Below are 22,285 nucleotides of genomic sequence, written 5' to 3' on the forward strand. Positions count from 1 at the left end.
TGTATGCAAAATAACAGGGCATCGCAAGAGGCTTTGTATAAGCTTTTTTACAGCGATATGCTGCGTGTTTGCCATAGCTACCTGGCCGACCCGGCGCTGGCTAAGGAGGCATTCAATACCGGGTTTTTAAAAGTTTTTCAGTCGATCAAAAATTTCGATATAGATAAGGGCGAATTGGGTGGCTGGATCCGCAAGATCATGGTGTTTTCGGCTATCGACCTATGCCGGAAGGAACTCCGGTTCAACAACACCAACACCATCGCTGCCGATACCGACGACGAGTTTATCCCGCCGAGGATATTAGAGAAGCTTTACTTTGACGAAATCCTGAAACAGATACGCACCCTGCCCGCCGCAGCACAAATGGTTTTTAATCTGTCGGTGCTGGATGACCTTAGCCATAAAGAGATAGGCGAACAATTGAGCATCAGCGAGGGCACATCGCGCTGGCATTTGGCCGAAGCAAAAAAACGTTTACGCGAACTGCTGGACCCCGGCAACCAACAAACAAAAGAAAGGAGGAGCAACGGACTATGAAAAATTCATTGAAGTACTCCAAACTTTGGCAGCAAAAACGCGACGAGTTAAAGATCGATGCCAACCCGGATATGGATTGGTCGGGTATGCAAGGTCTGTTGGATCAGCACATGCCGGTTACAACTCAAAGCGGCCCGACCGATGGCGGTAGTTCGGCTGGTTCAAGTGCAAGTTCAGGCGCATCTGCGGGAGCATCGGGCTTGGCTAAGTTAGGCGGCATAATTGGCCTTTCGACAGCAGTTGTAGCCGTGACGGTTTATGTGGCGTCGCATTTTATCGGCAGCACCTCTGATAAAAAAAGCAAGGACAGTTTAACCAGATCCGCTATCGAACAGAAAGCATTGATGGACTCGACCAAGATCCTGACCGATACGCTATCTGAAAACTATCAGGCATTGACCGACTCGGCCGAGATGACCGCTGACGTTGATAGTATCGTAACGAACGGCCATACCGCGGCGAACTATAATAACAATGCAGAGAACTCAGCAAACAGCAAGGATCCGACGAGTATTGTTCCTGCAAACAACGCGGCTTCGTCAACATCAAAAAATAACACCATATCAAAGAACACTGCGTCGAGGACTGTTTCAGTTTCGAGGTCAGGTGCTGTCGTTAATAGCAGTGGACGAAAACTCGCTGCATCGGTCAATAACAAGTCCGGCATCAGCAAGAATGGTTCGGGCTATGTACCGAACAGGAGTGGCAGGAGTCAGGGCAGAAATGACAGATCCGGGCGTGGAGCACAAGGGAATAATGGCGGTCGAAATAACAGCAGGATGCCGGCCGGAGGCGACAGATCATCAAAAGAAAGATCGCCTGATGGTAGGGTCAACAATATCGATGATAAAGCAAATACATCATATTCTTCGGTCAGGAACGATGCTAACGAGATAGCCACTGCGAACGACTGGTACGAGCGCACAATGCAGGCATTGTCGGTTAACAAATTTGCCGATGCTCAACATACCATTAAATCACCCGGCATGGGAGGATGGTCGCCGTTGACGGGGAACATCCGGAACATTGCTTTGCAAAACAAGATCAACCAAACCAAAAACCAAACAGCAGGCGAACCCAGCAATTTTGAATGGGGCATTTTGGCAGGGATCAATACTAATAGTAGTTTTAGTCGTAGGTTGATCGATACCAATGGGAACACCTCTTTACAGATCGACTTTTATGCAGGGCTTTATGGTACTTACTATTTTAAACCCAAGTGGGGTATCGGTGCGCAACTGTGGTTGTACAACCCGCAAAAGATCAGTGGCGGGTATGACCATGCTAACGGCAGCAAGGTAGATTCGGGTCAGTTGATCCGGGTGACCGACAGCCGCAAGGATTATTTTGTAACCCTGCCCATACAAGCCATTTACAAGGTGAACGACAATTTGAGTGTTAAGCTTGGACCGGTATTGAAATTCCCGATCAGTCAGACCAGCGGAGTTACCAGCCTCATTCCTGCCACCATCAGCCGGGATACCGCCTACTTCCGCAATACGATGGCTCAACTCAACGGCACTCGCTTAGATCAAAAGATGAGCGTTGGTATTTCGGGCGGATTGCAGTATCAATATGGCAGGTTCAATATCCAGGCAAATTACTTGAAGAACCTGAGCGGATACAGTGTCACGTCAGGCTATGGAAATTATAAGATGACAGACCCGGGATCGTTACATATTACTGTAGGCGTTAGGTTGAACCGGGCAAAAGAGTAAATTTTCAGGCGGTATCGTCTTAATGAGATGATACCGCTTTTAAACCAACGATAGATCCGATCAGCGTCCCGATAAAGAAAAACCGCCAGAACGTGGCCGGATCTTTAAAGAAAATGATGCCGGCTATCACCGTACCTACTGCCCCGATGCCTGTCCAAACCGCGTAAGCGGTACCTATCGGCAAGGTCTGTATCGCTTTGACTAACAGACCAAAACTAATGGTGGCCGATACCAGGAAGCAAGCCAACCAAAAATACATCGTCGCGCCGCTGGTCTCTTTTACCTTGCCTAAACTAAAGGCAAAGGCCACCTCGAACAAACCTGCTACACACAAAATGATCCAATTCATATCCGTAAAAATCTACGGCGAAGATGAGGATATGAATGCCTCCGACTTTTTACAAATGTTAAAAAATGCAGGAGTTTATTTAATATCCGCCCGGATACGGCTCAAACTTACTTGCGATATGCCAAGGTACGATGCGATGTAACCCAACTGCACCCGCTGCAGTAAGTTCGGGTCTGTTAGCAACAGATCTTGGTAACGCTCGGTAGCGGTTTTAAATTGCATGGATATCAGGCGCTCTTCTGTCTTTACCAATTCCCGCTCTATCAATTTGCGCCCCCAGTTGGCAATGTGGATATCGGTAGCGAATAAAGCCCGCAGATCCTCGGTGCGTATCTGGTATAATTCGCTATCGGCTAACAGTTCAATATCCTCGTAACCTTTCTCATCGGCCACATAGCTTTTCATGGATAGCACCGCGTCGCCTTCACACCCGAACCAAAAGGTAACCTGCGCATCGACAGTATTGGCATAAGCCCTCACCAAACCTTTGCGGATGAAGTACAGGTACGGCTCTATTTTATCAGCTTTTAAAAGAACGTGTCCTTTGGGATAACTCACCAAAGTGGTGATGCTTGTTAGGGCATCGGAAGATGCGGCAGACATTGGTTGCAGGCGGGATATGATATCTTCTATTTGCATTTGGATGCTGATGGTAGCACTGCAAATCTACACAGATCAGGATCCTATTTCGCGGGACAGTTTCATAAGACCCAAATTTGCCCCCTGTAGCACAATGGCATTTACCCCCGTAAAGCCATTAAACCAAATTAAAAACCTGTATGAAGAACAAACTATTACTTTTTGCTTTACTGATCCTTGCCACCTTTAGCGCCTGCCGCAAAAACACAGGAGGAGAAATTAATGTAGACTACTGGCCGAAAATAAGGCACCTTACCATGGACAGCCTGAAAACATTAACCACCAACATACCCAAGGCTGATTACTATGACCTGACCTTTACCGACAGCCTAACGGGTTACGCCGTCACCACAGGCGCCATCATCAAAACTATCAACGGTGGCCTTAGCTGGACATCTATTCCCTCACCTGCAAATGTTCCGCTTAAACGCGTCCAGTTTACCGACAGCCAGACGGGATACATTGCAGGCGGCATAGGCAACGCCGGGATCCTGCTTAAAACAACCAATGCCGGCCAGACCTGGACCGTCATTAATTTTGGCACTACCGAACCGCTTACGGGCATGTATTTCATCAGCAATACTACTGGATTCATCATTGGCGATAACCTTTTCAGCAAGACGACCGACGGTGGCCAAACCTGGACCAGTGTTAAAGAAGCCGGCGCGAACGGCTTTCACGATATCCGTTTTAAAAATGCTCAGACCGGTATTGCTACAGCGGCCAAAGGCATGTACTTTAAAACCACCAACGGCGGCAATACCTGGCTAAAAGTGCAGACCACAACTACCAATAACCTGGGCAACGTTTACTTTACACCAGAGCGGACGCTGATCAATAAGTCGGCCGATACGCTGATCAATGTGGATGCCAACATGGCTATCACCAAGATCGATCCCGCCATTTTTAAACTACATTTTGTGAACGATAACGACGCGGTAGGCATCGGCAATAAATTCGGGACCGGCTTTTGGCCTAACGGGATGGTCTTTGTGACCAACCGAAGTTCGTGGACAACGTATCAAATGAAAGGGTTTGAGCCATCTCAGGTATTCAACTTCACCTCCATAGCCGCCATGAACGATTATAAGATCATGATCATCGGCACAGGCTTGAATGACACCAAAGTGATGACGATCAATAGGTAGATACAAAGATATCTAATTCTTTATTAATTAAAGAATTTTCTGTAAAATATTCAAATCCCTCCTTGGGAAGGGGTGGGCAAGGTTTGAGCGGTAGCAGGGAGGGGTTCGCGACGATAAATAACGACGCCCCCCTCCCCGTCGCCTTGCACTCACCGCCTTGCCCCTCCCAATTGTTAACATGTGGAATACTCGCTCCGCTTTAATTCGCTTCAATTATTATTTTTGCCAAAAGGCACAATTGTGTGCCCTAACCAGCGATACACATGGCAGATCAGGTAGAATATTCAGATGACAGCATACGGTCCTTAGACTGGAAGGAACACATCAGGCTTAGGCCGGGTATGTACATTGGTAAATTGGGCGACGGCTCGGCTTACGATGATGGTATATACGTGTTACTGAAGGAAATAGTGGATAACTCGATAGATGAGTTTGTGATGGGGGCAGGCCGTACCATTGATATCAACATGAGCGACCACAAGGTTGCCGTGCGCGATTATGGCCGTGGTATCCCGCTGGGTAAGGTGATCGATTGCGTATCCAAGATAAATACCGGTGGCAAGTATGACAGTAAGGCCTTCCAGAAATCGGTCGGTCTGAATGGTGTGGGTACCAAGGCGGTAAATGCTTTGAGTGCTTCGTTCACCGTACAATCCTACCGCGATAACCGCACCAAGGTTGCCGAATTTGCCAAAGGTGAACTGATCCGCGATGACGCCGAAAAAGAGACCACACAACGTAACGGCACAGCGATCAACTTTTTCCCGGATGAGACCATCTTCCGTAACTACCACTTCCGCCCGGAGTTTGTAGAGAATATGATCTGGAACTACGTATTCCTGAACTCGGGCTTAACCGTGAATTTCAATGGACAGAAGTTCTTATCAGAACGTGGCCTGTATGATCTGCTGACCAAGAACACCACTGCCGAAAATCTGCGCTACCCGATCATCCACCTGAAAGGACCGGATATCGAAATAGCCATGACCCACGGCCAGCAATATGGCGAGGAATATTACTCTTTTGTCAACGGTCAGCATACTACGCAGGGCGGTACGCACCAGGCAGCCTTCCGCGAGGCGGTGGTGAAGACGGTGCGCGAGTTTTTTGATAAGGATTATGATGCGTCGGATATCCGTGCCTCGATCGTGGCAGCTATAGCCATTAAAGTGCAAGAGCCGGTATTCGAGTCGCAGACCAAAACCAAATTAGGTTCGCAGAACGTTGGTCCAGATGGGCCATCGGTACGTACCTTCATCGGCGATTTTGTGAAGAAAGCGCTGGATGACTACCTGCATAAAAACTCAGCGGTTGCAGAGGCGTTGAAAGCCCGTATCCTGCAATCAGAGCGTGAGCGTAAGGATATTGCCGGCATTAAAAAACTGGCCAACGAGCGTGCGAAAAAAGCATCCTTGCACAACCGTAAACTGCGCGATTGCAAATTGCATTTTGAGGACAGCCACGAGCGTCGTCAGGATACTACGCTATTCATCACCGAGGGTGACTCGGCCAGCGGATCGATCACCAAATCGCGCGATGTGATGACCCAGGCCGTATTCAGCTTGAAGGGTAAACCATTGAACTGCTTTGGCCTGACCAAGAAAGTAGTTTACGAGAACGAAGAATTTAACCTGTTACAACACGCCCTGAATATTGAGGACGGCATAGAGAACCTGCGCTACAACAACGTAGTAATAGCTACCGATGCCGATGTGGACGGTATGCACATCCGTTTGCTGTTGATGACCTTCTTTTTGCAATTCTTCCCTGATCTGGTGAAGGCCGGTCACGTGTTCATCCTGCAAACGCCGCTGTTCCGCGTCCGCAATAAAAAAGAGACCGTTTATTGCTACAGCGACGAAGAACGTGTGAACGCCATCAACCGCTTAGGTGTTAAACCCGAAATAACCCGATTTAAAGGTTTAGGCGAGATATCACCCGAGGAATTCGGCCTGTTCATAGGTAAAGACATGCGCCTTGACCCGGTGATCCTGCGCGATGCCAACGTAAAAGGCCTGCTGGAATACTTTATGGGTAAGAACACGCCAACTCGTCAGCAGCATATCATCGGTAACTTGAGGGTGGAGAAGGATGACGAGACGGTTAACCCGACAATTGCTGTAGCTGAGGATGTGGTTTTGCCGGTGGCGGTGTGATAAACAATTGCGATCAGACTTACGAAGTTTTTAATACTTCGTAAGTCTTCCCCTCCCACTTTCCGATATTCTCAACTTTCTTCCCATCAAAATCACCTCATTGTTGTTTAAACCGATATTATACTATATTTACGGTTAACAACAGCCCATGTCCGAACTACAACCCCTTCTTGCCGCCTATGATGCCGAACGTAAGTTGGGCAGGCCATGTGCCTTAGCCACGGTAGTGGAGGTTAACGGCTCGGCTTATCGCCGACCGGGTGCAAGGATGTTGATCACTAACGACGGTCAACTAAACGGCACCATCAGCGGGGGTTGTTTGGAAGGCGATGCCCGTCGTCGCGCGCAACAGGTGATGTTCCGTGGTAAGCCGGAGATCGTTGTTTACGATAGCACCGATATTGAGGAAGACCTGGAACACGGCGCGCAACTTGGCTGCCAAGGCCAGATATTTATCCTACTTGAGCCGATCGACTTTAATGATGAGCATAATCCCTTAGAGTTACTTCGAGAGGTATTTTTGTTGCAACAACCATCTCTGTTGGCTACTGTGCTTAAAAGCGATAGTCCGGATATTGCCCGCACCGGTGACCGTGCGTTGCTACTGAACGATGGCAGCATCAAAAACAATGCTCTTGATCAAACATTCGGCAACAACCATCTGATACCGGATATGGCGGAAGTTTTGGCAGATGGCATATCTGAGGTTAAGGACTATAGATATGCCGGCAGTCATGTCCGAGTATTTTTAGAGCTGATCAAACCCTCCCCTATCCTGACCATTTACGGAGCCGGTAATGATGCCCAGCCGTTGGTGCAACTGGCCGTCCGTTTAGGATGGCGGGTGAGCGTGGTGGATGGTCGCCCGCAATTGGTGACCGAACATCGCTTCCCCGGAGCGGAGTGGGTACAAGTAGCCCGGTTAGAGGAACTGCCGCAACATGTCATCCCGCAAGGGTTGGCGGTTTTAATGAGCCATAATTATTTTTACGACATGGCGGTGTTGCAACAATTGAGTATGTTGCAGGATATTAGCTACATTGGCATCCTTGGTCCGCGTAAAAAGACCGACCGGATATTGGGCGAATTGGAGCAGCAAGGCATTAACACCGCCGTGCTCGACGAGCGCATTTACAGTCCGATCGGCCTGGACATTGGCGGCGAGAACGCCGATGAGATAGCCCTGAGCATTATGGCCGAATTGCAGGCCGTACGTAATGGTTTTAAAGGCGGATCGTTAAGGGACCTGAAAGCCCCGATACATAACCGCGACCTAAATATTAAGGCACTAACAAATGGATAATAACATCGGTATCATCATCCTGGCGGCCGGAAGTTCGAGCCGCATGGGCGAGCCCAAGCAGTTTTTACAGTACAAAGGCAAGTCGCTGCTGCGCCATGCGGTCGAGACCGCCTCGGCTATACGCCGCAAAGGCCCGATCATTGTAGTGACCGGCGCCCTGCACGACGAACTTTTTAAAGAATGCGCCGGCCTGCAGGTTGGCGTTGCCCATAATACCAACTGGCAAACCGGCATATCCTCGTCTATCCATACCGGCTTGCGTGCCCTGGCCCGCTCCTATCCCGATGTAAAGGGCGCTTTGGTATTGCTGTGCGATCAACCACTGATCACCAGTGCCCATTTGGATAACCTGACCGACATCTTTGCCCATAAAGGTTATCAAAGCATTGTCGCCACCTCATTTGCCGATACGGTAGGCTCACCTGCCATTTTCGGTCGCGAGATGTTCGAGCGGATCTATCAACTCAAAGGCGATAAAGGTGCACGCCAGATCCTGTTAGAACCGGATGTTAAACTGGCGACCGTGCCATTTAAACCGGCGGCTATAGATATCGATACCAAGGAAGACTACGAAGGATTGAAGTAATGTGCAGATTCTTTAAAAGTGTTAGATAGGGATCGTATATGAGCCAACCGGAACCCCTACCAACTTTACATTACAACTTTGATATTTCACGCTACGAAGACGAACTGGCGATATGGGGATATTGCGATAACGTCGTCGGGGGGTTACCTGACGGAAATTCTTATCAGGTCTGTTTTTATAACGCGATGAGATTATCAATGGAAGTGGCCGACAAAAAATTTATCGCCATCCCGAATATGATCGTGGTATCAGCCCTAAAAAGAGCGCAGATGGAAAATGCTGTCAACGAAGCTTGGGAAAGCGGCTTTTTTGACGAACTAAAGCCGATCAATTAGCGGTTGGTAGCGTCATCGGCCATTTCGCATTTCTCAAAGTTCAATTGGCCAAATTCCACAGTGTTAAAAAGGCAAGTTGTGTTTGCCGTTTCAAGAGCGGATAGTTGATCTTGTCAGGCGTGTCGGTCACTTGATGATAATCGCGCGAGAAACCACAATCTATCCTGATGAAAGGCACCCCCTTAATGTGGAAGGGATATTGGTCTGAACCGAGTAACCGACGGCGCTCATACCGCGGATCTTCATAGTATTTATCCAACACCAATTTTGGGATCACTTCATTTGCCTTGTACAAGGCATTACGTAACCCTCGCTTCACGCTGTCCTTCACTAAGATGTAGGCGTAGTTAACACTATCCTTCGACTTGTTGCCATGCAAAGTATCCGTCCTGCCTAACTGGTCAATATTCAATATCGCATGCGTTTTACTCAAGGGCAGAAGCGGATGATCGGCGTACCATTGCGCCCCCAACAATCCCCGCTCCTCGCCGGTGAAGGACGCAAAGATAATGGTTCGCTTGGGTCGTAAGCCTTGCTTGGCTGCTTTGTTAAGCATCGTAGCTATCTGCATAATGGCCGCTACCCCACTGGCATTATCCACCGCGCCGTAATTGATCTCGTCTCCCTTGGGGCCGTCATGATCGTGATGAGCGGATAGAATAATGGCAGGCAGCTTAGAATCAGTCCCTTTCAATACACCGATCACGTTAGGCGCTTGCTCCGGTTTGTAAGTGATATCTACCGACAGATCAATGCCTGACTTGAGATCTGCATAATGCTTTCCGGGAGTAGTATTAGTTAAGCCTGTACTCAGCAATTCGTCAAACCGCTCGGGTGTAAGGTACAGATTCGGCAGTATCTGTTCTTCAGGTTCAAAATAAAAAGGCAATTTGTACTTGGGCAGATAGGCCGTGCTCTTTTGCTCTTCGACACGGTCTATGATACCCGGGCTACCGAAGACCAGTACTTTAGCATCCGCCGCTTTTAGCTTTTTCATCAAGGCATTTACGGCCTGTTCGGTATTTCGCTGAAATAGCCCAAGATCAATTACCACGGCTTTTCCGCTAACATTCATGGCTAGGATATCTTTCATAAAAGCGGCCGCGTCGGTATGGTCGGTAACCACTACGCCTGCATTTTTTAAACTGATCGGTTTGAAAGGGAACAATTCCCAACCATCTAATTGCTGACGGACCTTGGTGCCGATGGTCAACGATGCGTTGTCGTACTGTCGTTGCACGGTGATAGCCTGCAGATATGATCTGCCACCATCATACGCGCCGGCAATGCCTTCCTTCTTAAACCTATCGATAATGAACAACGACGCCAGTGTATCCTCATGGCTACCCATCAGCCTGCCCTTCATTTCCTTACTGGCTAAGTGGTACAGGCTGGCCTTCAGATCGGCTTCAGAGCATTCAGTCGCGATCTTTTTGATAGGCTTTTGTTGGGCGTCACAACCAACATTCAAGAATAGCAGTACAGCGAACAGGTAACGCATACCTACTTTTTAGGGACTTGCTGCAATAACCAACGGGCAATATCCTGCGCGGCCTTGTCATTTTCGTAACCGACGGGCAGGCGGCCATTCACATACTCGTTATACAACCATGGGTCGCCAACGGCCAGTACCGTACCTTTGCCATATTTAGCTGTCGCGATGATCACCGCGTCGCCATCTTTCAGGGCAGCCTTTGCCGGGCCTTTGATACTGATCGTAGCGATGTCTTTCAGGAATAGTTTGGTAGCCGTTTTAAATATCGGGTTATTGCTGACGGTGAGGGTACCATCAGCAAAGTGGGCATCATCTGTAACGTGGTTATGCAGATCGTTATTGAACTCCATTCCAAATACGGTCGCCAGTTTGTTAAAATGCGGCAGTTCCACATTGGCACTGTCGTTAGCCATCAGCATTAGTACGCCGCCGGCTTTAACCCACTTCTCTATCGCGTCGATATCTTTCTGTTCGATGTAGTTAGGCGACGGGTTTTCCTTCTTGGAATCCGGGTCGACGATGATGTAAACATCAGTTCCTTTCAGGTTCTCTACAGTTGGCGCGGTCTCCAACGAACCCAATGTAGCACCGGCATCCTTGAACCAACCGCCCCATTTAGAGAAACCGCCTTGCGATAAATCCTCCCAGGTATAGTGAAAACGCTCTTCTGCGCCCTTTACTTTGCGTACCTCGCGGTTAAAATAATAATCGAGCGTTACTTTTTGGGCGCTAACAACAAAGGGCACCATAACGATGCCCATTGCCAAAATATTTTTAAAGATGGTCCTCATTGGCTAATGGTTTACAAAGCCAATTTAGGTTTTATTGTTGATATACCAAGCTTACTTTGAATAAGTACGGAACACAGTGCTGCCATTCAAACGGCCAATACTGTCCCTTTCGGTAAAATCAAAAAACAGCACCATATCGTTCTTGGTCAGCGAGCGGATCTTCAGATCATAATCAGTCGCCGGTACGGTGATGTTGTTAACCGATACATAACTGGGATATTTTAAGGTCAGGAAGTAGCCACGCAACTCGTACCTGAAGTTGGTAAAGCTATCACTACCCGATGTACCTTTATTAAATTCGATCGAATCAACTCCGCCGGGTTGCACCGTCACAACAGAGGTATCGTTCACAAAATTGATTATCGAGTCCTTCACGTGGCCCCATTTACCAACGATGAGTGTATTGGTAGATGTAGATTCGTCGTAACCCTTTTTGCAGCCATATAAGCCGCCTATGATAAGTAAAGTGAGTAAAAGTATTTTCCTCATATATCGTTCAGTTTAAATTTATAGCTTTTAATCAATAGCGGAACATTTCGCAATTGGCTCCCGATAGCTATCGGGACCGCCTTTCGCATTCACTACTACACCCCTCCAAATATCGAGAACCCACCATCCACGCATATCATCGATCCGGTCACAAATGCCGATGCATCGCTCAATAACCAAACCAGCGCACCGATCAGTTCGTCGGGTTTGCCGAAACGTTTGAAAGGCGTTTGTTTGATCACCAGTTCGCCGCGTGGGGTATAACCGCCGTCGCTTGTGGTCAACAAGTTACGATTTTGTTCGGTCAGGAAAAAGCCCGGCGCTAATGCATTCATCCGGATAGCGTCGCCGTAACGATTAGCCAACTCTACCGCGAACCATTGGTTATAGCAGTCGACAGCAGCCTTGCCCATATTGTAACCTAATACTTTGGTAATGGCCCGTTTAGAGTTCATCGACGAGATATTTACTATACTGCCACTCCCTGTCCGCGCTATTAACTCGCCAAAAACCTGCGTCGGGATGATCGTCCCCCAAAGATTTACTTCGGAAGTACGTTTCATTCCCTCGATATTCATACTAAAGATATCCTGATCCGGCTGTAGCACGCCTTCGGGCATGTTCCCCCCGGCGGCGTTTACCAAACCATCCAGGCGACCAAATTCGGCCTCTACTTTGGCTTTAGCAGCTTGCAGTTCTTCAGTATTTAATACGTCGGCAATCAGGGCGATCGCTTTGCCACCAGCCGCGTTAATGGCAGCGGCACGTTCCTCGGCAATGGCCGCGTTACGGCCTAAGATACCGACAGCCCCACCGGCGGCTACGATACCGTCGATGAAAGCTTTGCCCAATATACCGGTACCGCCCGTAACGACGATCACCTTACCTGCTAACGAAAAATTATTTTCCAATGTCTCTCTTTGTATGTACGATGTTAAACTTATCTCAGATCAGGTACGGCAATGGCATCCATATCAGTATAATCCTGGTTCTCGCCGGCCATCCCCCAAATAAATTTATAGTTGGCCGTTCCGCTGCCACTGTGTATGCTCCACGGTGGCGATACCACAGCCTCGTGGTTATTCATCATGATATGGCGCGTCTCGCTACCCTCACCCATGTAGTGTACGATCTTATTCCCTTCCGGCACATCGAAATAGAAATAGGCTTCCATCCGGCGATCGTGCACGTGTGGCGGCATGGTGTTCCAAATGCTGCCCGGCTCTAAAATGGTCAGGCCCATTACCAATTGGCAACTGCGGATGCCTTCTAAAAATATGTATTTGTTGATAGTGCGTTGGTTGGCGGTTTCGGCAGCTCCTGCATTAACCTTTATGGCATCCTCGTTCGTCATCAAGGCCGTGGGATAGGTCATGTGCGCTGGTGACGACAGGATGAAATACACCGCAGGTTCCTCGGCGTTTACGCTGGCGAATTTGACATTTTTAGTGCCTTTGCCAATGTACAGGCAATCCAGCTTGTTTACGTTATAGGTAACGCCATCAGCGGTTACTGTACCATTACCGGCCACGTTAATGATGCCGATCTCCCGGCGCTCCAAAAAATATTCGGCGCGTAGGTTGGCATAGTTAGGCAGATCTAAAGTGGTCTCTAATGGCGATGCCCCGCCAACGATCATACGATCGTAGTGTGTGTAAACCAGTTCTATTTTACCCGGCGATACAATACCATCCAAAAGGAAACGCTCGCGGATCTGCGCGGTTTGATAGGCCTTAAAATCTTCGGGGTGTACGCTATGTATAACTTTCAAAAGTGTTTGGTGCTATGTGGTTTTACCTTTCAATTAGGGATATACAAGTTTACAGCAATGCACCCGAATTTACAAACCCGGCCAACCACTAAAACAAGTAAGGCCCCATCGCGGGACCTTAACTCAAAAACCAAACAAAAATATAGGTACAAAATCATGGTGGGCGTCTATTCCGGACAGCCATTATTATTATGCCGAACGCTTCAGGCTGTTACTCAAACCAGCCTGATAAACGGCCGCTACGATATCCTTACCGTCTATCGATCTTTCCAGGTCCAGTCCGGGCTCATCGTAAACCACTTGTTTGTTGGTATCCAACACATAGGTAGCGGCCAATGGCACATTCTCGTCTATGCCCGAAAAACGGTTCCAGATCGGGTCAGCATCGCTGTAGATCCTTAGGCTTTGGGCCAGCTCATGGTCGGCATCGAAGTAGAAGTTTAGCGACAAACTGTTATCCCAAGCCAATTTCTCTAAAGCAGCTTCTTTTTCAGGGGTGACGATCAATAGGTTGCCGCCATTAGCTTTGATCTCGGTTTGCAGGGCGTTCAGTTGTTTCAACTGATCTACGCCGTGCTGCTGCCATTGCGGCGAGTAAAAGCTGATCACCAATGGCTTGTTCAGCAATTGCCTGATCTGGATAGGGCCATGTATCTCGGCTCCGTTAAAAAAGTGCTGCCAGTTGTTATAACCCGAACGCAGGTTGAAACCCGGTAACGAATTACCCGTACGCACAGGGCGCAAGGGCTTGTACTTGCGGAACGACAGATCCACATCCGGAACAACTTCTAACAGATCAAAGAATGGGTATTTGGCGGTATTTAGGGCGGTAGCTAACATGGTATATTTTATTTAAGAGTTATAGTAAAAAAGACATTTGTTTATTGCAGTTGATGGCAGCAACAACAACATCGCCACTGCGTGGGTATCAGCATGTATGCCTTAATTGGATAACTCATCGTATTTAATTTAGTCGACCAAATAAGTAGTCTTTTTTGTTAAATTTTTTTAGCTTTTCTTCCTTGTTAAAAATAACCCGAAGCTGTAGATATGGCAACCGATACAAAAGCCTGCAAAGGCTTCAAAGGATGCAAAGGTGCACAACACCAAAGTGAGTATCTGTGCGGCAAGTTCTTCATTGAAAACTACAAGGGCCAAAATACTAAAGATGAATACAAAACCCATTCCGGCCGAGAAACGCTTAGGGCCACCGTCGGTAGGTTTGTGGCCCATGTTGAGTTGCTTTACAACAACATCACTTAGCAGACCTATCAAACTATATTTACCCCATTGCCCTGCCCTCAGCAAAAAATCGATAGCCAGAAAAACAAGTATCGGCCAAAACCCGCTGAACAGATAGGTGGTCGCCAACGCCAGCACAAAGAAGGCATTCACGCGTGCTTTGTGCTCGTTAATAGTAACGTGATCTACAGGGCAACTAAGCCCATACCCCCCAGCCCCCTGAAGGGGGAGCAAGCTTCTTTTGCTTTTGATGATATCTGCCGATCCCATTTTTTTGACTTTTGACTTCTTACTTTTGACTTCCTACTTAAGACTTAAGAAAACTCCCCCCAGCCTCTCCGCCAAACAGCGGAGAAGGCTTCATAAAACCTTTCACAGTTTTACTTTACTAAAGGAGCCACGTGTATCTTAATTTCCTTGTTTATAAAACCTTGCACAGTAATATTTATCAAGGGTGGTGTTATAATTTTGGCAGGACCTTGCACAGCCCTGCTTTTCTCTGTTTCCTGTCCCCTTTTGGGGTTAGGTTCTTATTTATTCGGTTGCGGTGTCAACCTTAAATAAGGTTTGATCACGGTGTGCCCTTTCGGGAATTTGTCAGGGATATCTTCTGTCTTGATCGATGGCAACACTACTACCTGATCGCCGTCTTTCCAGTCGGCCGGGGTGGCTACACTGTGGTAGGCGGTCAGTTGCAGCGAGTCGATCACACGCAGTACTTCATTAAAATTCCGGCCGGTAGATGCAGGGTAAGTGATGATCAGTTTGATCTTTTTATCGGGACCGATGATGAACAGCGAACGAATGGTCGCGTTCAGCGAGGCGTTCGGGTGGATCATATCATAAGCCTCAGCAATTTTGCGGTCCTCATCTGCAATGATGGGGAAAGTTACTTCAACGCCTTGCGTTTCGTTGATATCCTTTATCCATTCTTTGTGTGATGCTACCGAGTCGATACTTAGCGCCGCTACTTTTACGTTGCGTTTAGCAAACTCCTCTTTCAGTGCCGCAGTTCGGCCTAACTCTGTGGTGCAAACCGGCGTATAATCTGCCGGGTGACTGAACAGCACGCCCCAGCCGTCGCCTAAAAATTCGTAAAAATCGATGTCGCCTTCGCTGGTCTGTGCTTTAAAATTTGGGGCATCATCGCCTAATCTTAATCCCATGGGTAGATGTGTTAAAATGTTTTTTTATGTTGGTTGGCAGCAATTACTTCAAAAAGTTTTACGCAGATGCCTAACCTAAAATTAATATCCTGATGTTGTTTGCTTATCGCAGAAGCTGCAAGAGAGAGAACCGTTTTCACGGCGGTGTATTCACTCGCTTATCTTTCCCTGTTTGGTAACAGAGCAGGAATTAGCACCTTTTTACTTGCCCCAACGGGCTTGGTACAGGTTGCTAAGACGTCTTTGGGCCTTTCCCTCAGTCTTTCTGGATAAGTAAATAAAGAACGATAACGACACAAATGTAAGAACGTTATTTTAAATAACAAATAAATCTATGGAATTAGTAGTATTTATTTTTAAAGGATTGATTTTTAGGGCAATTAATTGTCTGAACCGCTGATTTAAATGATTTTTTTGATTTCGCTGTTTTGGGTTATTGTCTCGTCCTGAAAAAGTTTACACTTTTAAACGATGCTCCTTGACATGCATACCAACGATACATCGTAGTTAAGCATCATTTGCCACAATCAGCGAAATCAAAAAAATCATTCAGATCAGCGGTCAAGATCAGCAGTTCAGACAACCCTTAACTGTATCACAACCTTTACTTGACTTGTACTTAATTTGCGGTATATTGCTGCTTCATTGTGTTAGCTCCTAACTATTGCTTACAAATTCATCAATAATGAATAAATTTTTACTCTCTGCACTGCCCTTCGCGCTGGCCCTGACCGCGCAGGCGCAAGCCCCTGCCGCCTACACGGCAAAAGATTACGAACGTGCCGAAACTCAATTAACAAGCGCGCTTAGTCCGCTGGTTACCCGCGGTGGCATCCGCCCTAACTGGATGCCTGACGACCGTTTCTGGTACAAAGCTAGCCCTGCCGAAGGTGGCCAGTTTATGGTTTACAACCCGGCAAAGGGTTCAAAAGCCCTGGCATTTGATCACGCTAAATTAGCGGCCGCACTTTCTGCTACCGCTGGTAAAAGTTATACAGCTACTACCCTGCCGTTCACTACCATCAGCTTCGCGGCCGATAAAAAGTCGGTGATATTTACGGCGGATGGTAAACAGTATAAATTTGATGGTTCGGCGGTAACTCCCGATTCAACACCTATCGAATCAGCCGCCGGTGCCTTCGGTGGTCGCGGCCGCCGCGGCGGTTTTGGTGCAGGCAGCACGTCTCCGGATAAAAAGAAGGTAGTATTTATTAAGGACTACAACCTTTGGGTGCGCGATGTGGCCACCAATAAAGAAACTCAACTGACTACCGATGGTGTTAAAGACAACGGCTACGGTACCGACAACGCCGGTTGGGCACAAGGCCCGGGCCCGATATTGGTTTGGTCGCCCGATTCTAAAAAGATAGCCACCTTTCAGCAAGATGAGCGCCAGGTGAACGACTTTTACATGGTGAACACCTCGGTTGGTGCGCCTAAACTGTATCAGTGGAAGTATCCTTTCCCTGGTGATAAAGTAATACCGATGCTAAGCCGTGTTATCATTAATGTGGATGAGCCAAAAGTGATCCGCTTGAAATGCGATGCTGATCCGCACCGTTCTACCCTGAGCGACGATATTAAAGGAGGCGAAGGTTGGGCCGACGTTTATTGGAGCGATGATGCAACCAAATTGGTTTTCGCATCTACCAACCGCGATCACAAAGAAGAGAAAGTACGCATGGCCGATGCTGCCACCGGCGATGTACGCGAGATATTCCAGGAGACAGTTAAAACCCAATTCGAGTCGGGCTGGGGCGATGTTAACTGGCGATACCTGAGCAAAAGCAACGAGATACTGTGGTTTTCGGAACGTGATAACTGGGGCCATCTTTACTTATACGATGCCACTACCGGTAAACTGAAGAACCAGATAGACAAAGGCGAGTGGGTAAACTCTAACGTAGTTAAGGTTGATGAAAAAGCCCGAGTGATCTATTTAACGGCCATGGGTCTGCAAAAAGAGAACCCGTATTTTGCCCAGCTTTGCAAAGTTAATTTTGACGGTAAAGGTTTCACCGTGTTAACCCCGGGCGCTGGTACGCACAGTACGTCGTTCTCGCCATCTGGAAATTACATCATCGATACCTACTCTAAACCGGATGTTGCTCCGGTTACCGTATTACGCGACATGAAGGGCAAGCAATTGCTGGAGTTAGAGAAGACCGACATCAGCAAACTGACCGCTACCGGTTGGAAACCTGTTATCCCATTCTCTACAAAAGCAGCCGACGGCAAGACCGATGTTTACGGCCTAATGTGGGTACCGCGTAACCTGGATCCTAACAAAAAATATCCGGTTATCGATTATATCTATCCTGGTCCGCAAGGTGGTAGCGTAGGTAGCTGGTCTTTCTCTATCGCAAAAGGCGATTGTAATGCGTTAGCCGAATTAGGCTTTGTGGTAGTAGCTATCGAAGGAACAAGCAACCCTTACCGCTCAAAAAGCTTCCACGATATGAGCTACGGCAACATGGCCGACAACACGCTTGGCGATCAGGTAGCAGGGATTAAAGAATTAGCTACCCGTTACCCATATATCGACGTGAATAAGGTAGGTATCTGGGGTCACTCAGGTGGTGGCTTCGCTACAGCGGGTGCCATGTTCCGTTTCCCTGATTTCTTTAAAGTAGGCATAGCCGAATCGGGCAACCACGAGAACCTGAACTACGAAGACAACTGGGGCGAGCGTTATAACGGTTTAGTTACCAACTCTGACTACGCCGCGCAAGCTAACCAAAGCATCGCCAAAAACCTGAAAGGCAAACTGATGCTTGTACACGGCTTGTTAGATAACAATGTACCAATGCAAAACACCATGCTGGTTGTTGAAGCCTTAGAGCGTGCCAACAAAAGCTTTGACCTGGTAGTATTCCCTAACAGCGCACACGGCTTTGGCGAACACTCGGCCTACATGATGCGCCGCCGTTGGGATTACTTTGTAAAACACCTGAAAGGTATTGAGCCACCTTTAGATTACAAAATGACAGGCGGCCGCCCTGCACAGCCTACTGCCGCGCAATAAGCTTTAAATATAAAAACGACGAAGCCCCGGATGTGATCATTCGGGGCTTCGTCGTTTTTAAAGGTTGTTCAGAATTACTATTATTCGGAACCTTTAAAATATTTACCGACTACTTACTCAGCTGTAGTGTTATTTAATGCGGCGGCAACCTCAGCGTTGTTAGCGGCATAGTCGGCAGCGGTTTTATGTTGTTTATCTTTCAACGAAGATTTAGCGCCGTGCTTGATCAGTGTTTGCACCAACTCGGTGTTACCGTTAGCGGCAGCAGCCATTAAAGCGGTTTGGCCCTCGGTGTTTTTTGTGTTAACTGCCGGGAAATGACTCAGGATGTAATAAACGGCATCGGTACGGTTAGCTTTGCAAGCCAGGATCAGCGCGGTGTTGCCTGCTTTGTCGGTCAGATCAACATTCACATTTTTTTGCAGGATCAACTTAGCCATGCGGTCTTGCGAAGACTGAACGGCGGTCATCAACGGCGTGTTACCCGCTATGTTCTTCACATTCACGTCAGCACCACGCTCTAACAGGTGTTTCACGCCTGCCGCGTCTTTAGCAGCAATTGCGGTAAAAATGTCTTGAGCGAACATACGCGCCGAGAACATCAGGGCCGCGGTCAACAGGAATAATTTCTTCTTCATTTTACTTTTTTAATAGTTTAATAGTGTGTGGCTTGCGCCGTTATTTTTAAAGATCACGTCAATATTACGGCAAAAATAGCCCCATGGATCTTTTGTTCATTATATTCATTTTCAGCATCTTGAGGTTGATTTTCGTTTAAAGAAATATTTTAGATCTTAAAAGCACAGTAGAATCTGCCCTTAGATCGCTTAATAAATGTTACAACAACTATAAGTTTTGAGCAGGATAGCCTTGGTAAGCCATATTTTATCTTAAGTTAAAGAGACAAAAGGTGTAAGCTCTTTTGATTGTGAAATGAACATGACGATCAACCGATTGCAATTTCTGAGGCATAAACGGTTGAATTACATATTGATCAAACAAAATATGTGTAAGACGCTCCTCGACATTCCCCGAAAGGCTACAAAAGACGAACGGCCGCTACCTCTTGCAGGCGCGGCCGTAACACTAAACTATTGATCGTATACTATCAAGTAAACAATACTAAGTACTTGTTTTACAGGTCACCAATCAACCCGTATTACTACGTATTTTTTTGTGCGGGCCGGATAGTCCGAACGTAGACATTTATACGGCACGCACCTGTTTTATCTTTCCGTTAACTTTCACTTTCACAAGCCTTCCTGCGGTCGACTTGATCTGATAACTTATCACCTTACCATTCAGCCATTTAAAGTTGACGGTAAAATTGCCACGTGCTTTCATACCCTTAACCTCGCCGCTTGCTTTCCAAGCATCGGGCAGAGCCGGTAATAGTTCGATAAACCCGGCATGGCTCTGGATCAGCATCTCGGCAATACCTGCCGACGCGCCAAAGTTACCATCGATCTGGAACGGTGGCCCCGCTGATAGCATATTAGGATATACCCCGCCCCCGCCGCCGTAGTTAATGTGGGTCTTTTCGGTAGAGTGCATCATTTGGTTAAAGAGTTTGTATGCACGGTTACCATCTTTTAACCTTGCCCACCACAATTGCTTACTTGCGATAGACCAGCTTGGGCCGTCATCGCCGCGGTCTTCTAACGTTTTCTTACAAGCCTCGGCCAGTTCAGGAGTGCTTTCCGGAGTGATCAGCGGAGCAGGATATAATCCGTATAAATGCGATACGTGGCGATGCTGTTTATCTGTCTCTTTGTAATCTTCCAACCATTCTAATAAACGACCGTCAGTTTTGCTCACCACTCCTGGCGGCGGTATCTGCGCCAGCTTGCGCGATAATTCGGCACGTAATCCGGCATCAACACCTAAAGTTTTAGATGCGGTGATCACGTTATTGAATAACTCGCGAATGATCTGGTTATCAATGGTCGGGCCTTCGCATATACTTGCCGTCTTCCCGTTGGGGAGGTAAAAAGTATTCTCGGGCGATGATGATGGTGACGTTACCAACCAGCCGGTCTTTTGATTCTTCACCAGCATGCTATTATAGAACTGCGCCGAACCTTTTAAGATCGGGTAGATCTGCGCCAGATACTTTTTATCGTTACTGAATAGGTAATGCTCCCATAAGTTATTACACAACCAACCCGACCCGGCTTTAGTAACGCCCCACGATGCGCTTTCGCCCGGCTCTGTAAATCCCCAGATATTGGTGATCACATGCGCCACCCAGCCATCGGCGTTATAATAAGCCTTAGCCGTTCTTTGCCCAGGGGCTACCATACCTTTGACAAGGTCGGCAAGCGGCAAATTCAACTCAGACAAATTAGATACCTCGACCGGCCAATGGTTCATCTGCACGTTCACATCCAGGTGATAATCGCCGTTCCAAGGGGTTTGTATCTCTTTAGCCCAAAGCCCTTGCAGGTTTGGAGGTAATAGTCCAACACGTGTGCTGCTGATGGTCAAATATCGCCCGAACTGGTAAAATAAACTTGGCAGCCCTGTATCTTTATCAGGAGCAGAGTAATAAGCAGACAATCTTTCATCTGTAGGGATATTAGGTGTTGGCGTATTCCCAATTCTCAAACTAACGCGGTTAAATAGTTTTTGAAAATTGGCGATATGCGTTGTTTTTTCTTGGGCATATGGCGTTTTGATAGCCTTAGCCATGATCGCGTCAACCTTCGTAGCATAAGCCGGATCTTTAAGATCGGTAGCGGTCGACACGTAGATCACCACCTCGGTAGCGTTCTTGATCACCAGTTTATTACCATCGACACTGATGCTACCGCCCTTGATCACCGGTTTTACTTTGGTCAGATATCTCATCCCGCCGTTAGCATTGCCGCTCTCTAACTGACCTGACATTTGCAGCATGCCATTAGCTACAATGGTCTTTGATCTCTCAGGGCGGTTAAGGTCAAGCGTAAAACTTAATTGACCTGCTTTATCTGCCGTTAATCTGATCAGGTCAGCATCGGTGCCAAAGCTGGTAAAATACTCACGTTTATAGGTTACGCCCTCCACTTTATAAGTCGCTGTCGCGATAGCATCATTTATTGATAATGCGCGGTTGTAGTTAGTAAACGCCGGTTTAGCATCACCCGGATAGCTGAAAGCGATATCCAAACTGCCCAAGGTTTGGAAACAGCCAAAAGGCGGCGCACCCGAACCTTTACCCGTACAAACAAAGTTCTTATCGATCAGCTCCTGCGCTTCGTTATTTTTCCCTTCGGATAATAACTGCCTTATCTGCGGCAGAAATTTGTAGGCCTCGTAATTATTGGCATCCTGCGGCGCGCCCGACCATAGCGTGATATCGTTCAGCACGATATGCTCTTTCTCTACGCCACCATCGGGCGTCATCCCTAAACGACCGTTACCTAAGGGCAAAGTACCCTCCCATTGCGGGGCCGGTTTGTTATACCAAAGTTTTAAAGGCTGGGTTTGTGCAACGGCCACCTGACCGGCAGCAACGAACACCAAACCCAGAATCATCTTACTGATCTTCATA

General features: G+C 47.6%; 20 protein-coding genes and 1 riboswitch. Of the genes, 8 read left to right on the forward strand and 12 right to left on the reverse strand.

Annotation, left to right across the window (positions count from 1 at the left end; all coding sequences use genetic code 11):
• Positions 1 to 3: 3 nt before the first annotated feature.
• Together IRJ16_RS12000 and IRJ16_RS12005 are read left to right on the forward strand one after the other, a co-directional pair.
• On the forward strand, positions 4 to 537 hold the full coding sequence (locus IRJ16_RS12000; protein WP_228080080.1) for an RNA polymerase sigma factor: 534 nt from the start codon (positions 4 to 6) through the stop codon (positions 535 to 537).
• Positions 534 to 2,255, forward strand: coding sequence for an outer membrane beta-barrel protein (locus IRJ16_RS12005; protein ID WP_194111823.1), 1,722 nt, complete (start codon positions 534 to 536; stop codon positions 2,253 to 2,255). The genes IRJ16_RS12000 and IRJ16_RS12005 overlap by 4 nt, the downstream gene beginning before the upstream one ends.
• A 19-nt stretch (positions 2,256 to 2,274) precedes the next feature.
• Here the strand turns inward: IRJ16_RS12005 and IRJ16_RS12010 are convergent, their stop codons facing one another.
• Complete coding sequence (locus tag IRJ16_RS12010) at positions 2,275 to 2,604, reverse strand: DMT family transporter (RefSeq protein WP_194111824.1); 330 nt, start codon at positions 2,602 to 2,604, stop codon at positions 2,275 to 2,277.
• 75 nt (positions 2,605 to 2,679) lie between these two features.
• Positions 2,680 to 3,243: a Crp/Fnr family transcriptional regulator gene (locus tag IRJ16_RS12015; protein WP_194111825.1), complete on the reverse strand. Its 564-nt coding sequence runs from the start codon at positions 3,241 to 3,243 to the stop codon at positions 2,680 to 2,682.
• Positions 3,244 to 3,383: 140 nt separating this feature from the next.
• Here IRJ16_RS12015 and IRJ16_RS12020 point away from each other — a divergent pair, with 140 nt between their 5' ends.
• From IRJ16_RS12020 to IRJ16_RS12040, 5 genes are all read left to right on the forward strand, one after another.
• Positions 3,384 to 4,391: a WD40/YVTN/BNR-like repeat-containing protein gene (locus IRJ16_RS12020; RefSeq protein ID WP_194111826.1), complete on the forward strand. Its 1,008-nt coding sequence runs from the start codon at positions 3,384 to 3,386 to the stop codon at positions 4,389 to 4,391.
• Positions 4,392 to 4,654: 263 nt separating this feature from the next.
• Complete coding sequence (locus tag IRJ16_RS12025; protein WP_194111827.1) at positions 4,655 to 6,547, forward strand: DNA topoisomerase IV subunit B; 1,893 nt, start codon at positions 4,655 to 4,657, stop codon at positions 6,545 to 6,547.
• A 148-nt stretch (positions 6,548 to 6,695) separates the two neighbouring features.
• Positions 6,696 to 7,850: an XdhC family protein gene (locus IRJ16_RS12030; protein WP_194111828.1), complete on the forward strand. Its 1,155-nt coding sequence runs from the start codon at positions 6,696 to 6,698 to the stop codon at positions 7,848 to 7,850.
• Positions 7,843 to 8,436 (forward strand): nucleotidyltransferase family protein, encoded by a 594-nt coding sequence (locus IRJ16_RS12035; RefSeq protein ID WP_194111829.1) that lies wholly within the window; start codon positions 7,843 to 7,845, stop codon positions 8,434 to 8,436. The genes IRJ16_RS12030 and IRJ16_RS12035 overlap by 8 nt, the downstream gene beginning before the upstream one ends.
• A 38-nt stretch (positions 8,437 to 8,474) precedes the next feature.
• Positions 8,475 to 8,771, forward strand: a complete 297-nt coding sequence (locus IRJ16_RS12040) for a hypothetical protein (RefSeq protein ID WP_194111830.1) — start codon at positions 8,475 to 8,477, stop codon at positions 8,769 to 8,771.
• A gap of 40 nt (positions 8,772 to 8,811) precedes the next feature.
• Here the strand turns inward: IRJ16_RS12040 and IRJ16_RS12045 are convergent, their stop codons facing one another.
• The 8 genes from IRJ16_RS12045 to IRJ16_RS12080 form a co-directional block, all read right to left on the reverse strand.
• Positions 8,812 to 10,272 (reverse strand): M28 family metallopeptidase, encoded by a 1,461-nt coding sequence (locus IRJ16_RS12045; RefSeq protein ID WP_194111831.1) that lies wholly within the window; start codon positions 10,270 to 10,272, stop codon positions 8,812 to 8,814.
• 2 nt (positions 10,273 to 10,274) lie between these two features.
• The gene (locus tag IRJ16_RS12050; RefSeq protein WP_228080082.1) at positions 10,275 to 11,057 is read right to left on the reverse strand and encodes a DUF4350 domain-containing protein; all 783 of its coding nucleotides are present in this window, start codon (positions 11,055 to 11,057) and stop codon (positions 10,275 to 10,277) included.
• A 51-nt stretch (positions 11,058 to 11,108) separates the two neighbouring features.
• Positions 11,109 to 11,546 carry a hypothetical protein gene (locus tag IRJ16_RS12055; RefSeq protein WP_194111832.1) on the reverse strand — a complete coding sequence of 146 codons (438 nt, stop codon included), beginning with the start codon at positions 11,544 to 11,546 and terminating at the stop codon, positions 11,109 to 11,111.
• Between the two features lie 95 nt (positions 11,547 to 11,641).
• Complete coding sequence (locus IRJ16_RS12060) at positions 11,642 to 12,457, reverse strand: SDR family oxidoreductase (protein WP_194111833.1); 816 nt, start codon at positions 12,455 to 12,457, stop codon at positions 11,642 to 11,644.
• A 29-nt stretch (positions 12,458 to 12,486) separates the two neighbouring features.
• Entirely contained in the window at positions 12,487 to 13,317 is an 831-nt protein-coding gene (gene kduI, locus IRJ16_RS12065; RefSeq protein ID WP_194111834.1) for a 5-dehydro-4-deoxy-D-glucuronate isomerase, read from the reverse strand.
• A 189-nt stretch (positions 13,318 to 13,506) separates the two neighbouring features.
• Positions 13,507 to 14,157, reverse strand: a complete 651-nt coding sequence (locus tag IRJ16_RS12070) for a redoxin domain-containing protein (protein WP_194111835.1) — start codon at positions 14,155 to 14,157, stop codon at positions 13,507 to 13,509.
• A gap of 168 nt (positions 14,158 to 14,325) precedes the next feature.
• A complete protein-coding gene (locus tag IRJ16_RS12075; protein WP_194111836.1) occupies positions 14,326 to 14,829 on the reverse strand; it encodes a DUF4395 domain-containing protein in 504 nt (167 codons plus the stop codon).
• Positions 14,830 to 15,089: 260 nt separating this feature from the next.
• Positions 15,090 to 15,725, reverse strand: a complete 636-nt coding sequence (locus IRJ16_RS12080; RefSeq protein ID WP_194111837.1) for a peroxiredoxin — start codon at positions 15,723 to 15,725, stop codon at positions 15,090 to 15,092.
• Positions 15,726 to 15,880: 155 nt separating this feature from the next.
• Positions 15,881 to 16,001, reverse strand: a riboswitch (SAM riboswitch).
• A gap of 409 nt (positions 16,002 to 16,410) precedes the next feature.
• On the opposite strand from IRJ16_RS12080, the gene IRJ16_RS12085 reads away from it, so the two are divergent.
• The gene (locus IRJ16_RS12085) at positions 16,411 to 18,750 is read left to right on the forward strand and encodes a S9 family peptidase (RefSeq protein ID WP_194111838.1); all 2,340 of its coding nucleotides are present in this window, start codon (positions 16,411 to 16,413) and stop codon (positions 18,748 to 18,750) included.
• 113 nt (positions 18,751 to 18,863) lie between these two features.
• Here the strand turns inward: IRJ16_RS12085 and IRJ16_RS12090 are convergent, their stop codons facing one another.
• Both IRJ16_RS12090 and IRJ16_RS12095 read right to left on the reverse strand, forming a co-directional pair.
• A complete protein-coding gene (locus tag IRJ16_RS12090) occupies positions 18,864 to 19,388 on the reverse strand; it encodes an ankyrin repeat domain-containing protein (RefSeq protein WP_194111839.1) in 525 nt (174 codons plus the stop codon).
• Positions 19,389 to 19,956: 568 nt separating this feature from the next.
• The gene (locus IRJ16_RS12095; protein ID WP_194111840.1) at positions 19,957 to 22,284 is read right to left on the reverse strand and encodes a glycoside hydrolase family 95 protein; all 2,328 of its coding nucleotides are present in this window, start codon (positions 22,282 to 22,284) and stop codon (positions 19,957 to 19,959) included.
• Position 22,285 lies beyond the last annotated feature (1 nt).

This window comes from Mucilaginibacter myungsuensis (assembly GCF_015222005.1).
Classification (GTDB): domain Bacteria; phylum Bacteroidota; class Bacteroidia; order Sphingobacteriales; family Sphingobacteriaceae; genus Mucilaginibacter; species Mucilaginibacter myungsuensis.

Coding starts and splice junctions, on each gene's coding strand:
- IRJ16_RS12075 (WP_194111836.1), bottom strand. CDS start 14,829: ATGGGATCGGCAGATATCATCAAAAGCAAAAGAAGCTTGCTCCCCCTT.
- IRJ16_RS12020 (WP_194111826.1), top strand. CDS start 3,384: ATGAAGAACAAACTATTACTTTTTGCTTTACTGATCCTTGCCACCTTT.
- IRJ16_RS12085 (WP_194111838.1), top strand. CDS start 16,411: ATGAATAAATTTTTACTCTCTGCACTGCCCTTCGCGCTGGCCCTGACC.
- IRJ16_RS12010 (WP_194111824.1), bottom strand. CDS start 2,604: ATGAATTGGATCATTTTGTGTGTAGCAGGTTTGTTCGAGGTGGCCTTT.
- IRJ16_RS12095 (WP_194111840.1), bottom strand. CDS start 22,284: ATGAAGATCAGTAAGATGATTCTGGGTTTGGTGTTCGTTGCTGCCGGT.
- IRJ16_RS12045 (WP_194111831.1), bottom strand. CDS start 10,272: ATGCGTTACCTGTTCGCTGTACTGCTATTCTTGAATGTTGGTTGTGAC.
- IRJ16_RS12035 (WP_194111829.1), top strand. CDS start 7,843: ATGGATAATAACATCGGTATCATCATCCTGGCGGCCGGAAGTTCGAGC.
- IRJ16_RS12080 (WP_194111837.1), bottom strand. CDS start 15,725: ATGGGATTAAGATTAGGCGATGATGCCCCAAATTTTAAAGCACAGACC.
- IRJ16_RS12005 (WP_194111823.1), top strand. CDS start 534: ATGAAAAATTCATTGAAGTACTCCAAACTTTGGCAGCAAAAACGCGAC.
- IRJ16_RS12025 (WP_194111827.1), top strand. CDS start 4,655: ATGGCAGATCAGGTAGAATATTCAGATGACAGCATACGGTCCTTAGAC.
- IRJ16_RS12050 (WP_228080082.1), bottom strand. CDS start 11,057: ATGAGGACCATCTTTAAAAATATTTTGGCAATGGGCATCGTTATGGTG.
- IRJ16_RS12015 (WP_194111825.1), bottom strand. CDS start 3,243: ATGCAAATAGAAGATATCATATCCCGCCTGCAACCAATGTCTGCCGCA.
- IRJ16_RS12055 (WP_194111832.1), bottom strand. CDS start 11,546: ATGAGGAAAATACTTTTACTCACTTTACTTATCATAGGCGGCTTATAT.
- IRJ16_RS12070 (WP_194111835.1), bottom strand. CDS start 14,157: ATGTTAGCTACCGCCCTAAATACCGCCAAATACCCATTCTTTGATCTG.
- IRJ16_RS12000 (WP_228080080.1), top strand. CDS start 4: ATGCAAAATAACAGGGCATCGCAAGAGGCTTTGTATAAGCTTTTTTAC.
- IRJ16_RS12040 (WP_194111830.1), top strand. CDS start 8,475: ATGAGCCAACCGGAACCCCTACCAACTTTACATTACAACTTTGATATT.
- IRJ16_RS12090 (WP_194111839.1), bottom strand. CDS start 19,388: ATGAAGAAGAAATTATTCCTGTTGACCGCGGCCCTGATGTTCTCGGCG.
- IRJ16_RS12030 (WP_194111828.1), top strand. CDS start 6,696: ATGTCCGAACTACAACCCCTTCTTGCCGCCTATGATGCCGAACGTAAG.